The following is a 12,089-nucleotide window of genomic DNA, read 5'->3' as shown; positions in this document are numbered from 1 at the left end:
TTCCTCGAAACCAGACGCCGACCTGGGCGCCGGGTGTCACCCCGGCGCCTGCCGTCGTCTCTGATGTTGTCGGTTTAGGCTGCGACCTTGTCGCCTTCGATCTGCTTCGTGTCGTTCCCAGGAAGAGCCAGATCGCTCTTGATCTCGATCAGGCGAGGCTTCATTTCTTCCGGAACCTCACGCTTGAGATCGACCGTCAGCAGGCCATCGGCGAGGTTGGCACCTGTCACCTTCACATGGTCAGCGATCTCGAAGCGACGTTGGAACGACCGTCCCGCGATCCCGCGGTGCAGATATTCGCCGTCTTGGTCGTTTGCTTTCTGGCCCGACACAAGGAGCATATTCTGCTCCTGTGTGATGCTCAACTCGTCCTGAGAGAAGCCGGCGACCGCCATGGTGATGCGATAGTCGTCATCGCCGGTCTTGACGATGTCATAGGGCGGCCAGTTGTCGATCGTTTCTATACGGCTTGCCGCTTCGAGAGCGCCAAGCAGCCGATCGAAGCCAACGCTCGACCGGAACAGGGGAGAGAAGTCAAAAGTCGTGGTTCTCATAGCCACATCCTCCTTTGAAGCAACATGGATACAAGAGAAGCGCCAAGTCCGAAGCGTCCTCGACGCCAGCTCAGCATTGCCGGATCACCATTGTGCATCCGGCTGAAACTATCTAGTAAAGCGGCTTTTTACGTTCAAGGGTGTCGCGTGCGGCCCGCTTGGCGGCAGGAGGATTATTAATGGCTTCAGGTACTCAGGCAGGTGGTGCCGGCCAGTCCGACCAAGCCCACGGTCTCACTTCCAAACATGCTTGCAGCACATGAGTCGGTCAGCCGTGGCGGCCAACATCGCTGGAACAGCTTCGTTTGGTCTCGTACAGCCAGGCGAAGCGATCGAGTAGCCACGCCTGTCCAAAAAACATGCCAGCAGCGCCAAATGCAGTTGCCCAAGGGTCGAGCCAAACCAGACCTATGATGAGTGGTACGCTGCATAGACTGCTTCCGGTTGCTATCCACCGTACTGCCCGCAGATGATCATCCCGTATGGCGGTAACGTCGCGATCGAGCCAAATCCTCTCTCCGAGGATCGCCCGCGTCTCCCACCGCTCGTCGGTTTGGGCTGGAGCAAATATCCGTGTGTTGAGCCAAAGGAATACGATGATCACAATGACGGGCAGGAGGCTCCACCACCCGAGCCACATCCGAGCGTATACTGCCAGCGCAAATGCCGGGATAGTCGCAAGGCGGGTCCAAACGCTCCATGGATTGGCATGACGTTGCCATTCGTCACTGTCCATACCCATTGCGCGGTTTATGACATGGTCAAGTCTCATCGTTCTGTGCCCTTGTTCAGCGCTGGCAGGTGCGCGTTAGCATGTTCGACAGTACTCAGAGGAAACTGATGACCGGCTCCGCACTGCCGATCGCAGCGCCTCCGCTAGTGCCCGCACACCTGGGCTTGCTCCCACAGCGTCACGGAAGACCAGAAACAGTTCAACGGATCTTCGTGCACGTTCAGCCATCGGCAGTTCCTTCAAGGCGCCGGTCTTGAGGTCCTCCTCGATGAGAGTCTCCGCGAACCAGCTAAACCCCAGACCGCGTCGTGCAGCCTCGATCGATGTCGACGTCTGAGAGAACACGATCCGGTTTTGTGACACGTGCCAGGCACCTTGGTCGGCCCGGCGTTCGCCGCTGTCTCGAATGATGAGATGATGGTGATCTCGAAGGTCATGCAACGTCACTTGATCAAGCTTGTGGAGGGGATGCGTTGGCGCCGCAACCGGCAGAAACGATACGCGCATGATTGGCTCGCCGAGGAACCCGTCGGGAACTTCAGGCGCAATTGCCAGATCGACCTTTCCATCTTCAAGAAGCCCACTGAAGCCAGACACGACTGTTTCAAAGACTTCGACACGAACCGTTAGTCGGTTTGCGGCGTGACGTTGGATGGCTTCTATGAGAATGGCTGGGGGAAACATGATGTCTGCCGCCAATCGCAATTCGGCCTCATGACCAAGAGCCATTTGCGCAGCAGCTTTTTCCAGTCGGTTTGTCTCGGACAAGAGATATCTGGCGCGGAGGTATACTGCCTTGCCTTCGGCCGTCAGAACCGCCTTCCTCCCCTGGATCCGGAAGATCTGGACGCCGGTCCGCTCTTCGATCTGTGCCACTGCATAGCTGACGGAGGACTGGCTTTTGCCAAGCGCCTCTGCAGCCAAGGCGTAGCTTCCAGCATCAACGACGCCGACAAGGGCACGCCATTGCTCAAGTGAGATTAGAAGCATCCACTCATCCGATCGATTTGGTCAAGAAATTGCGCTTTAATATCCATCCACATGATCTATCTTCTCTTCAGCCCTGACGAAAGGGCTCAACCAAAGCAGAAAGAAGTAAGTCAGCTAGATCGCGCGCACGAAGCGCGTCGGCTCCGATCGTGCAGATCCGTGTGGACCACGCATCCGCCTGCCGGCGCTGCAGTACCTGTGATGAAGGAGAAAGGATCATGTCAGCTAAGCCAATCCACCTCGCCATCCTCGTGGGCAGCAATCGCGAGGGCCGACTCGCGCCCACCGTTACGGAATGGTTCATCGAGCAGATTCGATCGGACGACAGCTTCTCGGTTGATGTTATTGATCTGGCAGAGGTCGATTTGCCGGGGGTAATTTCGGACACGCCCGGTCCTGAAGCTGTCGCGTTCTGCCAGCGTCTTGCCGATGCCGATGCCTTTGTGTTCGTTGTGCCGGAGTACAATCACAGCTTTCCAGCTGTTCTCAAGCACGCCATCGATTTTGGCTATCAGGAATGGCAGGCCAAACCGGTGGGATTCATCTCCTACGGCGGGTTTGGGGCAGGCCTCCGCGCGGTGGAGCACCTGCGGGGTGTAATGGCGGAACTGCACGCGGTGACGATGCGCGACACCGTCAGCTTCCGGAACGCATGGGATGCCTTCGATGATCAAGGACGGCCGGTTGACCCAGCGAGTTGTGCAGGGGCCGCCACTGTAATGCTGCATCAGTTGAAGTGGTGGGCCACGGCCTTGCGTCGGGCGCGCGCCGACGAGCCTTACACGGCTGCGCCAAGCAAGAATGAGGGAGGTGAACTGGTCGACGCCGCATAAACGCCGGTCGCAACTTCCCATCCGTCGGCACATCCTTTGGTTGTGGGAGACGTACATCATGTCTGTTGCACATCATCTTGAAAACGCCCGTACGGGGCGGGTAGGCTGGCTTGTCGTATTTGCCGTTGCCGGGACAGGTGTCGTTTCCGCGCTGCAAGTGGGAAAGGCACCGATTGCGCTAAGCCTCATCCAAAGCGACTTGGAGGCCAATCTTGTTGTTGCTTCCTGGGTCATCTCTGCCTTCTCGATCGTTGGGGCTACTTGTGGCGCGCCGATCGGACTAGCGGTGGATCGGCTTGGTGCCAAGCGTATGGTGGTGGGAGGGCTTTTGTTGCAAGCCCTGGCATCTGGACTCGGCGCTACTGCCGGCGGCGCCGGAGATCTGATCCTGTGGCGTGTTCTGGAGGGATTTGGCTTTATCTCAGTGTTCGTGGCCGCGCCCACATTGATCTTCGCCATTCCTTCGCCGAAGCTACGCGAGTGGGCGATCGCCATCTGGGCGACCGTCATGCCCGTCGGAATGGCGCTAGCCATGCTTTGCGCGCCGCTGTTGAGCTATCTCGAATGGCGCGGGTTTTGGATGCTGAATGCCGTGCTCCTGCTCGGCTACGGATTAGTTTCTGTCGCGTCAATTCCGGCAACAACAGTTGGGATGAAGGACCGGTCGGTTAAGGAGCAATTGGCACAGGTCGCTGTCGCACCTGGACCTTGGGTTCTAGCTGCACTTTTCGCGGCCTTCTCCACGGCCTTCTTTGCGATCTTTGGCTTCCTGCCAACGCTGCTTCAAGAGCAGGCCGGGCTCAGCCAAAACCTCGCAGGGGTCGTTTCCGCCATCTCGATAGCGGCTGGTGGGATCGGAAATCTCGCCTCCGGCTTCCTGCTTGCAAGGTGGAAACGCCCGACCCGCGTTTTAACGGGAGGATTCCTCGCAATGATGGGATTTAGCTATGGCATCCTGGCAGCCGGTCTGGCTTGGCAGTTCGTCGTCAGCTTCTCTGTTCTGTTCTCCTTCATGGCCGGGTTGGTCCCGGTCGTGCTGATGACATGCCTGCCAAGACTGGCACCTAGACCGGAACTGGTTGGCGGGACTATGGGCCTGGCCATGCAAGGCAATAATGTTGGGATGCTCGTGGGGCCCGCAATGGCTGGTGCGCTCGCGCCCAGCTTCGGCTGGGGCAGCGTCGCGCTTGCCGTCGCTGCCCTCCTGGCGGCCGCGATAGCAGTGGGCCAGGTTTGGCTACCGGCCAAGACGTGAGCAGTCGGGTTGATCCCCCGCCGGGCCCGCTGAAGAGGCAGGGTCCGAGGGATGAACCTCGCACCATGTGGTACTGTCGGCCGGAGTCGATGGACCTGCGCGGGTTCGATACCTGTCAAAGCGGAGAGAGGCGCCTCTGATCTTCCTCCTACCTCTCCGAGAGCCACTTGAACAATGATATCACATGCACTACCTTGATATCATTGTTGGTGACTAGATGAGGTCGTGAGGATGCCGGCAGTTACCATTCGGAATCTTTCTGATGAAACCCACCGCGCATTGCGTGTGAGAGCAGCTCATCATGGCCGAAGCACTGAGGCGGAAATTCGCGACATCCTGGAGGCCGCTGTTCGCCCGTCTCAGCGCGTAAAGCTTGGCTCATTGCTCGTGGACATCGGTCGGGAGGCCGGCCTGTCAGACAGGGATGTTGAAGCTCTGCAAGGGCGCGATAAGACGCCAGCTGAACCGATGACTTTTGAATGATCTTGATAGACACCAACGTGATTTCAGAGCCGTGGAAGCCGGCTCCTTCTGCAGCGGTTGTGGCTTGGCTGGATGCCCAAGCGATCGAAACGCTCTTCATCTCTGCGATATCGGTTGCGGAGCTTCGGTTTGGCATAGCATCAATGCCTATCGGGCGGCGTCAAACCATCCTCCATAACCGTCTTGAGGATGAGGTGCTACCACATTTTGTTGAGCGTGTTCTGCCCTTCACCGTAAGCACCTCGCGGTTCTACTCTGACCTGATGGCAAGCGCGCGAGTATCCGGCAAAGCGATCGGGAAGGCCGATGGATTCATCGCGGCCATAGCTGCAGAGAGGGGTCTAGTTGTGGCAACGAGAGACACAAGCCCGTTCAAGGCCGCTGGATTGAAAGTCATCAATCCGTGGAATGGTCAGAACTTCGACTAAGAGGCCGTCGGTTCAGATCCCATCAAGAGCGAAGACGCGGGTCAGGAAGCTGACTCGATGCCCTCTGCTGCTCACGATGGTAGCCAGAACGCTTGAGGTGACGCCATACGCGCGACCCAGGTTCAGAAATGGGGGCCTCACGATATGACCGCGAGGTGGAGGTTTCGGGCTAGGGCAGTAGGCGGAGCTTACCGTCGCAGGATCCCCGGAGGTTCAACGGCATTGTCGAAATCTAGATGCTGTCCGCTGCCAGTAAGGTCAGCAACTACATTAAGGAATCCTTCAAGGAGGCGTGCGAGATTCGGGTTCCAAAGGGGACAGATATGACTTCATCTCGCATACTCCTATCCGCGGCATTCGTCGTGGCAATAACCCACACAGCGCAGGCGCAGCCTCCCACGCCGGACGCGGAGGCGCTGATCAATGCGAAGGTTCTCCGGGAGATCAGCGACTGGATCAACACCGACATTGTCCGGGTCACCATCGCCGCCCAGAACAAGCGCTACGACAAGCTCGACGCGTCGTCGATTGCAGCGCTTGATAATCAGTGGACTCAGGAACGCGAGAGCGACGACAAGCCCCTGATTGCGGCCACACTGTCGAACCCCTTGTCAGTCTATCTGTCGCGCATGCAGGGAAGGTCGCTCGGCCTCTATGCAGAGATCTTCGTGATGGACCAGAATGGCCTCAATGTCGGTCAAAGTTCCATCACCAGTGACTTCTGGCAAGGCGATGAAGACAAGTTCCTGAAGACTTTTAACGTCTCCGCCGACGCCGTCTTCATCGATGAAGCCGAATTCGACAGCGACTTCGGCATCTGGCGAGCCCAGGTAAGCATGACTGTACAGGATGCCCAGGCGACGACCCCAATAGGCGCGGTGACGGTGGAACTGAACCTTACGGAGCTCGAGCGCCGTTCGGTATCTGGAACGTGAGGAAGCGGTCGCTATCGGCGCTACCGTTCATCCACGAATGAATTCGGAGCCTGAAGCGGCTCAAGTACAGGACTTCCCACATGATCAGAAATATCTCTGTTACCACCAAGGGCCTGGTAGCATTCGGCATACTGGCGGTTATCGCCGTCGCATCCAGTGCCTACATCTTCAACCGCGCTGTGGTCGCGAATGAGCTTGTTGAAAACAATCAGACGATCATGTCGCTGCTGAGCGATACCGACGACCTGGCGGCTACGGTCACGGCAACCGACCTGGCTGTGAAGAGTTTTCTATTGACCGGCAATCGCGACTTTGTCGACATTTACGACACCCTCGGCACCAAGTGGGCTGAGCAGTCCAAGTCACTTGAGCAACGATACTCCACTCACGCTGCTGATCAACTTCCGGCCCTTCGGGCGGCGTTCGCTGGGATCCAAGACTGGCGGACAGAGATTACCGATCACCAGATCAGGTTGATGCGGGATCCGCTCACGGTAGAGTTGGCTCGCGCATTGGAAGCGACCGACGCTGGCGAGGACGCGCTGAACAGCATATCCAGTCAGCTTGGAGAGATCAGCCAGGCTCTGGAAAAGCACGCCCAAGACGCGGCTACAGAGCAGAGAACAGCTTTGGACCTGGTGACGTTGATGGGAGCTTTGTCGGCAATCCTCACCACCTTGATCGCGGTTCTTATGGGTTATCTGAACCTCCGGCTGGTGTCGCGGCCCTTGCGCCAGCTCAGCGAGATCATGTCCCGACTTGCCGATGGTGACCTCAATGTTCCCTCTATTAAGGCGGGGCGAGACGAGATTGGGACGATGGCGTCGACACTGGAAATTTTCCGGGATGCTGCCGTCGCCAACAAGCGTCTGGAGGCTGAAGCTGAAGAAGCTCGTCAACGCGCGGAGAGCGACAGGCTCTCGGCGCAGGAACGTGCGGAGGCGGAGGCGGCGGAGCGCCTGCAGATCGCAACTTCCGGCCTGGCTGCTGGTCTCAGAAGGCTCGCAGATGGCGACCTTTCTTGCCAGCTTGATGTGCCCTTCGCTCCCGACTTTGAGCCCCTCCGCCACGACTTCAATCAGAGCGTGGCTCAGCTTGCTTCGACCCTGTCGGCCATTTCCAATGGTGTGAGCAGAATGGAGGCAGGCACTCAGGAGATCGCGCATGGAGCCGACGATCTTTCGCGGCGCACCGAACGACAGGCTGCTTCTCTAGAAGAAACTGCAGCGGCCGTTGAACAGATCACAGTCAACGTTGCGAACTCGTCGAGGCGCACAGGAGAGGTGCGAGACGTTGCTGCTCGGGCAAATACTGCAGCATCGCAGTCCTCGCAGGTGGTCGGGAACGCAGAAGAAGCAATGCGCCGGATCGAGGATAGCTCCAAACAGATCTCCAACATCATCGGCGTCATCGACGAAATCGCGTTCCAGACCAACTTGCTCGCTCTGAACGCCGGTGTCGAGGCCGCCCGCGCCGGAGATGCCGGAAAGGGCTTTGCCGTCGTCGCTCAGGAAGTGCGCGAGTTGGCGCAGCGATCGGCAAATGCAGCCAAGGAGATCAAACAACTAATTCAAACGTCCTCAGCTGAAGTGTCTGGTGGTGTTGATCTTGTCCGCAAGGCTGGCGAAGCTCTTAGAACCATCGGCGGCTTCATTGAGGAAATAAACACGCACGTCGATTCGATTGCGACTTCTGCGATAGAGCAGTCGACGGGCCTGAGTGAGGTCAACCAAGCTGTGAACTCGATGGACCAGACCACGCAACAGAATGCAGCGATGGTCGAGCAATCGAGCGCGGCTTCCGCCGCCCTTGCATCCGAGGCGGCAGGTTTGCAGCAGCTTGTCCAGAAGTTCCGCCTTTCTGACGACACCGGCAGAGCGAAGCCACAGGAGATCGCTCTGCACATGCCCGCTACAACGCAGGCTGTCGGGAGGCGGGCAGTCGTTCACAGGTAGTCTAGTTTATCTGACTTGCTGGGCTCGTCTACGAAGGGAGCGTCATATTATCGGCCATTAGGTGGTGTCGGTATTGTGTTCCCTCCGTCCGGAGAAGCCAGCCTTAGAGGCGAATATCCTCCGCCAGTACCAGATATCAAGGCCGGCACGTTTGGCGATACGCTTTTGAGGGTCGCCTTTCCGCATAGTCTCTCCACCACCATGCTGCCGCCCGTTATTGCCCGCTTCCGCGCCGAGCATCCACAGGTCACCGTCGAAATCCTGAGCGGCCCCTATGATGCCATCGAGCGGATGGTGCAATACGCGCATTGCCGATCTGGGCTTTGTCCGGCTTCCTGCCGAGCAGCACTCGTTTGAGGCGCGCCCGCTCATGTCGAGCGGCACAACATGCGTCATGCCTGCCGGCCATCCCCTCGCCTCAAAGCCATCGGTTGGTGTGAACGATCTTGCCCGCAACGACTTGATCCTGCTGGGCCGCCAGCGCGTCAATCGAAACGAACTGGAGCATGAACTGCGCCGGATGGCACCAACCTATCGTTGCAGCCTCGAGGTCCATTCGGTCGAAACGGCCTGCGCATGTGTTGCCCAGGGCCTGGGCCTTGCCATTGTGCCGACCTTGATCGCCGAGTTCTTCCGCAGTGACGCCGTCGCCATGCGCCGCTTCGTGCCAGACAAGGCGGCTGACTATGGGATCATAACCTTGTCGGGTCTGCGGCTATCGTGGACTGCCGAAGCGTTCATCGGAGCGTTGAGCGACAGCCGGTACCAGAAACTTGTTGTCGAATCTTCTTAAGCCTTGAAGTTTACGGGCACGTTCTAACGGTTATAGCTCTATATCGTGACCTGCCATGCCATTGTTCCAATTGCTATCGCGGTCTCGATTCTTCATGCAGAAAACACTGCTTTCTTGCGCGGGGGCAACGCTATTAAATCATCGCTGGGCTAACGCGCTCCCTACAACTCCCGTTGCAGGGAGTTAAATGTCATTGTCAGATGAAAACTTCTGCTTGGGCGTGCAGGCCGGATCCTGATCCTTTGCGGCGACGGCGATGCTGCACAAGCTCGGCAGAGATTACCAACGTAGAGATATCAACGATCTGAATCGGTAGGGTGCGATCGATTCAAATTAGTCGTTAGACCGGCAGCGCTCGATCCTCGAAAATAGCAGCATGGATACTGACGCTTCCGCAATCAGCCTTGAACGAGTCGACGGCAGCAGAAACATGGCGCGCTTTTATCAGCTATCTGTCGAAATCGACTTGTTCGGACATGTCGTTTCTGTGCGTCGCTGGGGTCGGATCGGCAGTCATGGACGGCAGGTCACGTTTCTTCAACGCTCAGTGGCCGAAGCGCTAAGCGAAATTCAGCGACGCGCTGACGAGAAACGGCGTCGTGGCTATCACGACGTTGAGCCCTTACGGCCGGGAGGCACAGCTGAAACTGCCTGCCTTGCCGGAGTTGCGGCGCAGGAGAAACCGATTCCGCTGCAAACGACGTTATAAGAAGTAACGGGGGGACACGGACGGTCAGGAAGATCGACGTTACCGGACCTAAGGGAACAGCGAACGGAAACTCGCAGGTGGCCGTAAGGCAGCGTAACCCGGTGAAGCTTGCGTGGTCACCGTGCGCTCGCTCCCTACGAAGCCACGGCTGACATTCCTGATGCCTCATGCATCCGCAGTGGGATCGCCAGGTTCAGAACCAAGATGGCGCTTTGGCCGGAATGGATAGATGCCATCGGAGTACTTGCGTACCAACTTGTCAAAGACATCGTAGCTTTCCTGGTCGTCAAAGCCCTGCTGCTCAAGACCGGCCACGATCTTGTCTGCCATCTTCCCGATCAGCTCCTTGCCCTTCGCCCCATCCTTTTGAGCATCGGTGACCACCTGCCAGAGCCACAGGCGGGCAATATCATCGCGCGACGGCCGGCGCACTGCCCGGGCCTTCTTGCGGACTTCCTGTTGGCGACGCGCCTGCTCGGCATTGCGTTGCTTCTTCGACCGTGCGGCCATGGTTTGATCTCCTTCGTCTAGACCCCGCGTCCCATTGAGGTCGTCGATTGTGTGCAATCCGGCTCAGTTGGAGCCGGCGTGAAAACGTTCATCTCCGCCCAGCTTAAAGCAGCACGCCGTTTGCATCGGAATCGCAATTGCAGAAGCTGGAATCGAAAGTTCTGAACCAGGAACCGCGCCAGCGTAAATTGAGATGACGCAACGTGAGGTGCAGGCAACGTATGACGATGTTCGGACAATCGATCTGCCGTGCCGCAGTGATGACTCGACAAGCGCGACTGCACGACGGATGTCGCGGCCTCGCAGTCCCCTCCGCTGCGACTGAGAAATCTCGCTGCCCTGCCGTCCACAAGTCTCAAGCAATTCAGGACCCATGGCATCCGCCAAACGAACCCACTTGCAACGACACCGGCCGCTCATCCCATGCTTCCCGAAGGAATTCGATGACGGTTCGCGCATTCTGCGCGTCATCGATGGCTTCTGCGATTGCCGAGCCGCGGCCCAATTCAAGGACGCGTTCTGCCGCCTCAAGGCAGCTTTCATTGAAGCTTGATCCATTCCGGAGGTGATCAGCCGCGGCAGTTACTTCCCCCAGCAGCTCACGTTCGTCTGCCAGCCGTGACAGGTAGTGGGCCACCTCGTCGACAGATAATCGCGCGATGTACTGCTGCACCAGGTCGGGCACGTAGCGATTTACCAGTGCCACCCGTTCATGGAGGTAGGAGGGAGAGAGCTTTTCCGCATCGATGATCTCGACCGCAGGCTGAGCGGCAGGTGTCCTTCCCTGGATACGGCTTGCGAGATCGAGGGCTTCGGGGAATTCGCGCAGCGAAAAGCACTGGTGCGGAGCCAGCGTCTGCCAGGGGGTTCCGTGTTCGAAGTAGACGTGGCCGAACCGGGAAACGCGGATGAGGGGTTCTTGAGAGCGCAGAAAAAGGTACCCCCCAATCAAGGCATAGCGCTGCAGAACCTCGATCCGTTCAGCAACTTGAGCATCAACCAGAGCCTGATCATAAGACCCGCGCTTGCGATCTCCGATCCGTCTCGGTTCGGCGATACCCCTTTTATTGAATAGGACCTTCAGAGCTTCTCGCTCCGTTCGCCCGAAGAATTTTGCGACGTCTCTCATCCGCAGCAGGCCGGGCAGGTCAAAACGCCAGTCACCGAATCTTGCCCTGAATGTTGCTTCATCCGCCGGCAGACGCCCCAGCTGCCAGTAGAACTGTCCCGTCCCGTCAATGCGGAACTCGTCGATCAGGCCGCGCATGCGAGAGACTCTTGCCGCCACAGGCACGGTTGCCTCTTCCAGCTCCGGGATACGAACTGTCAGGTCGAGCGTTCCCATGATCAGCTTACTGCCGCCGCCGCGGGAGAACGCTCTCGTCACGACGGGAAATTCAACTTCGATGTCGGTGGTCATGTGGTACACTCGCTTCTTGGACTGCGGAGCCTGGCGCTCATTAACGCAGTGATCTGGTTCGCTAGGAAGACTTTGGATGCGAAGTCTCGACAGTTGCTACCACCACGAGGAATAGTAGACCGTGTACCCGTCGCGGATGGCCGCACGAGCCAAGGCTACAAATTCCAGGTCACCCTCCACCTCGGTGCCGTCGCTTTCTCCAAAGAAGAAGCCCGCGGTATAGGGTAGGTTGCCCTCCCGAATGTCTGTCTCCAGGCGATCGAGGTCATCCAGCGTCAACCGCACGGGCGTGAGGTTGAATACACGCTTGCCGCCTTTGCTGACGTAGAGATCTTCCATCCAGCCGTGCAGATCGGGATGTTTGCGCCAGTAGTAGAACTCTTCGTATTGATCGCTCTTGAAGTCCACCATTTTGGAGATCTTCTTCTTCGTCTTCCTTGCATACATGTCCAGTCCCATAGGGCATTCCTTCTGCTGTAGAATGTTCAGAA

General features: G+C 58.0%; 15 protein-coding genes. 9 read left to right on the top strand and 6 right to left on the bottom strand.

Annotated features, from left to right (window positions below):
- Positions 1-74: 74 nt before the first annotated feature.
- The 3 genes from FN060_RS15655 to FN060_RS15650 all read right to left on the bottom strand — a co-directional run bounded on the left by FN060_RS15655 (position 75) and on the right by FN060_RS15650 (position 2,277).
- Positions 75-554 (bottom strand): Hsp20 family protein, encoded by a 480-nt coding sequence (locus tag FN060_RS15655; RefSeq protein ID WP_142588926.1) that lies wholly within the window; start codon positions 552-554, stop codon positions 75-77.
- 268 nt (positions 555-822) lie between these two features.
- On the bottom strand, positions 823-1,326 hold the full coding sequence (locus tag FN060_RS23465) for a DUF6653 family protein (RefSeq protein WP_142588925.1): 504 nt from the start codon (positions 1,324-1,326) through the stop codon (positions 823-825).
- 36 nt (positions 1,327-1,362) lie between these two features.
- Positions 1,363-2,277 carry a LysR family transcriptional regulator gene (locus FN060_RS15650; RefSeq protein ID WP_142588924.1) on the bottom strand — a complete coding sequence of 305 codons (915 nt, stop codon included), beginning with the start codon at positions 2,275-2,277 and terminating at the stop codon, positions 1,363-1,365.
- A gap of 218 nt (positions 2,278-2,495) precedes the next feature.
- On the opposite strand from FN060_RS15650, the gene FN060_RS15645 reads away from it, so the two are divergent.
- The 9 genes from FN060_RS15645 to FN060_RS15605 all read left to right on the top strand — a co-directional run bounded on the left by FN060_RS15645 (position 2,496) and on the right by FN060_RS15605 (position 9,668).
- Positions 2,496-3,110 (top strand): NADPH-dependent FMN reductase, encoded by a 615-nt coding sequence (locus FN060_RS15645; RefSeq protein WP_142588923.1) that lies wholly within the window; start codon positions 2,496-2,498, stop codon positions 3,108-3,110.
- A gap of 58 nt (positions 3,111-3,168) precedes the next feature.
- Positions 3,169-4,365: an MFS transporter gene (locus tag FN060_RS15640; protein ID WP_142588922.1), complete on the top strand. Its 1,197-nt coding sequence runs from the start codon at positions 3,169-3,171 to the stop codon at positions 4,363-4,365.
- A 231-nt stretch (positions 4,366-4,596) separates the two neighbouring features.
- A complete protein-coding gene (locus tag FN060_RS15635) occupies positions 4,597-4,848 on the top strand; it encodes a FitA-like ribbon-helix-helix domain-containing protein (protein ID WP_142588921.1) in 252 nt (83 codons plus the stop codon).
- Positions 4,845-5,276: a type II toxin-antitoxin system VapC family toxin gene (locus FN060_RS15630; RefSeq protein WP_142588920.1), complete on the top strand. Its 432-nt coding sequence runs from the start codon at positions 4,845-4,847 to the stop codon at positions 5,274-5,276. Before FN060_RS15635 ends, FN060_RS15630 begins: the two co-directional genes overlap by 4 nt.
- A 323-nt stretch (positions 5,277-5,599) precedes the next feature.
- Complete coding sequence (locus tag FN060_RS15625) at positions 5,600-6,211, top strand: hypothetical protein (RefSeq protein WP_142588919.1); 612 nt, start codon at positions 5,600-5,602, stop codon at positions 6,209-6,211.
- An 80-nt stretch (positions 6,212-6,291) separates the two neighbouring features.
- A complete protein-coding gene (locus FN060_RS15620) occupies positions 6,292-8,166 on the top strand; it encodes a methyl-accepting chemotaxis protein (protein ID WP_142588918.1) in 1,875 nt (624 codons plus the stop codon).
- 201 nt (positions 8,167-8,367) lie between these two features.
- Positions 8,368-8,523 carry a hypothetical protein gene (locus FN060_RS23555; RefSeq protein ID WP_425312189.1) on the top strand — a complete coding sequence of 52 codons (156 nt, stop codon included), beginning with the start codon at positions 8,368-8,370 and terminating at the stop codon, positions 8,521-8,523.
- Positions 8,474-8,959 (top strand): LysR substrate-binding domain-containing protein, encoded by a 486-nt coding sequence (locus tag FN060_RS15610; RefSeq protein ID WP_425312188.1) that lies wholly within the window; start codon positions 8,474-8,476, stop codon positions 8,957-8,959. Before FN060_RS23555 ends, FN060_RS15610 begins: the two co-directional genes overlap by 50 nt.
- A 376-nt stretch (positions 8,960-9,335) precedes the next feature.
- Positions 9,336-9,668, top strand: a complete 333-nt coding sequence (locus FN060_RS15605; protein WP_142588915.1) for a WGR domain-containing protein — start codon at positions 9,336-9,338, stop codon at positions 9,666-9,668.
- 165 nt (positions 9,669-9,833) lie between these two features.
- Here FN060_RS15605 and FN060_RS15600 read toward each other — a convergent pair whose 3' ends face one another.
- The 3 genes from FN060_RS15600 to FN060_RS15590 form a co-directional block, all read right to left on the bottom strand.
- Complete coding sequence (locus FN060_RS15600; RefSeq protein WP_142588914.1) at positions 9,834-10,178, bottom strand: hypothetical protein; 345 nt, start codon at positions 10,176-10,178, stop codon at positions 9,834-9,836.
- Between the two features lie 364 nt (positions 10,179-10,542).
- A complete protein-coding gene (locus FN060_RS15595; RefSeq protein ID WP_142588913.1) occupies positions 10,543-11,598 on the bottom strand; it encodes a hypothetical protein in 1,056 nt (351 codons plus the stop codon).
- 96 nt (positions 11,599-11,694) lie between these two features.
- Positions 11,695-12,057 (bottom strand): phosphoglycerate kinase, encoded by a 363-nt coding sequence (locus FN060_RS15590; protein WP_142588912.1) that lies wholly within the window; start codon positions 12,055-12,057, stop codon positions 11,695-11,697.
- Between the last annotated feature and the right edge of the window lie 32 nt (positions 12,058-12,089).

The sequence above is a fragment of the Pseudorhizobium halotolerans genome (genome assembly GCF_902153235.2).
GTDB classification, from domain to species: domain Bacteria; phylum Pseudomonadota; class Alphaproteobacteria; order Rhizobiales; family Rhizobiaceae; genus Neorhizobium; species Neorhizobium flavum.
This window is presented reverse-complemented; position numbering and strand designations above follow the sequence as displayed.

What these genes read in the sequence shown, in the direction of transcription:
- FN060_RS15655 (WP_142588926.1), bottom strand. Translation starts at nt 554, where the DNA reads ATGAGAACCACGACTTTTGACTTCTCTCCCCTGTTCCGGTCGAGCGTT.
- FN060_RS23465 (WP_142588925.1), bottom strand. Translation starts at nt 1,326, where the DNA reads ATGAGACTTGACCATGTCATAAACCGCGCAATGGGTATGGACAGTGAC.
- FN060_RS15650 (WP_142588924.1), bottom strand. Translation starts at nt 2,277, where the DNA reads ATGCTTCTAATCTCACTTGAGCAATGGCGTGCCCTTGTCGGCGTCGTT.
- FN060_RS15645 (WP_142588923.1), top strand. Translation starts at nt 2,496, where the DNA reads ATGTCAGCTAAGCCAATCCACCTCGCCATCCTCGTGGGCAGCAATCGC.
- FN060_RS15640 (WP_142588922.1), top strand. Translation starts at nt 3,169, where the DNA reads ATGTCTGTTGCACATCATCTTGAAAACGCCCGTACGGGGCGGGTAGGC.
- FN060_RS15635 (WP_142588921.1), top strand. Translation starts at nt 4,597, where the DNA reads ATGCCGGCAGTTACCATTCGGAATCTTTCTGATGAAACCCACCGCGCA.
- FN060_RS15630 (WP_142588920.1), top strand. Translation starts at nt 4,845, where the DNA reads ATGATCTTGATAGACACCAACGTGATTTCAGAGCCGTGGAAGCCGGCT.
- FN060_RS15625 (WP_142588919.1), top strand. Translation starts at nt 5,600, where the DNA reads ATGACTTCATCTCGCATACTCCTATCCGCGGCATTCGTCGTGGCAATA.
- FN060_RS15620 (WP_142588918.1), top strand. Translation starts at nt 6,292, where the DNA reads ATGATCAGAAATATCTCTGTTACCACCAAGGGCCTGGTAGCATTCGGC.
- FN060_RS23555 (WP_425312189.1), top strand. Translation starts at nt 8,368, where the DNA reads ATGCTGCCGCCCGTTATTGCCCGCTTCCGCGCCGAGCATCCACAGGTC.
- FN060_RS15605 (WP_142588915.1), top strand. Translation starts at nt 9,336, where the DNA reads ATGGATACTGACGCTTCCGCAATCAGCCTTGAACGAGTCGACGGCAGC.
- FN060_RS15600 (WP_142588914.1), bottom strand. Translation starts at nt 10,178, where the DNA reads ATGGCCGCACGGTCGAAGAAGCAACGCAATGCCGAGCAGGCGCGTCGC.
- FN060_RS15595 (WP_142588913.1), bottom strand. Translation starts at nt 11,598, where the DNA reads ATGACCACCGACATCGAAGTTGAATTTCCCGTCGTGACGAGAGCGTTC.
- FN060_RS15590 (WP_142588912.1), bottom strand. Translation starts at nt 12,057, where the DNA reads ATGGGACTGGACATGTATGCAAGGAAGACGAAGAAGAAGATCTCCAAA.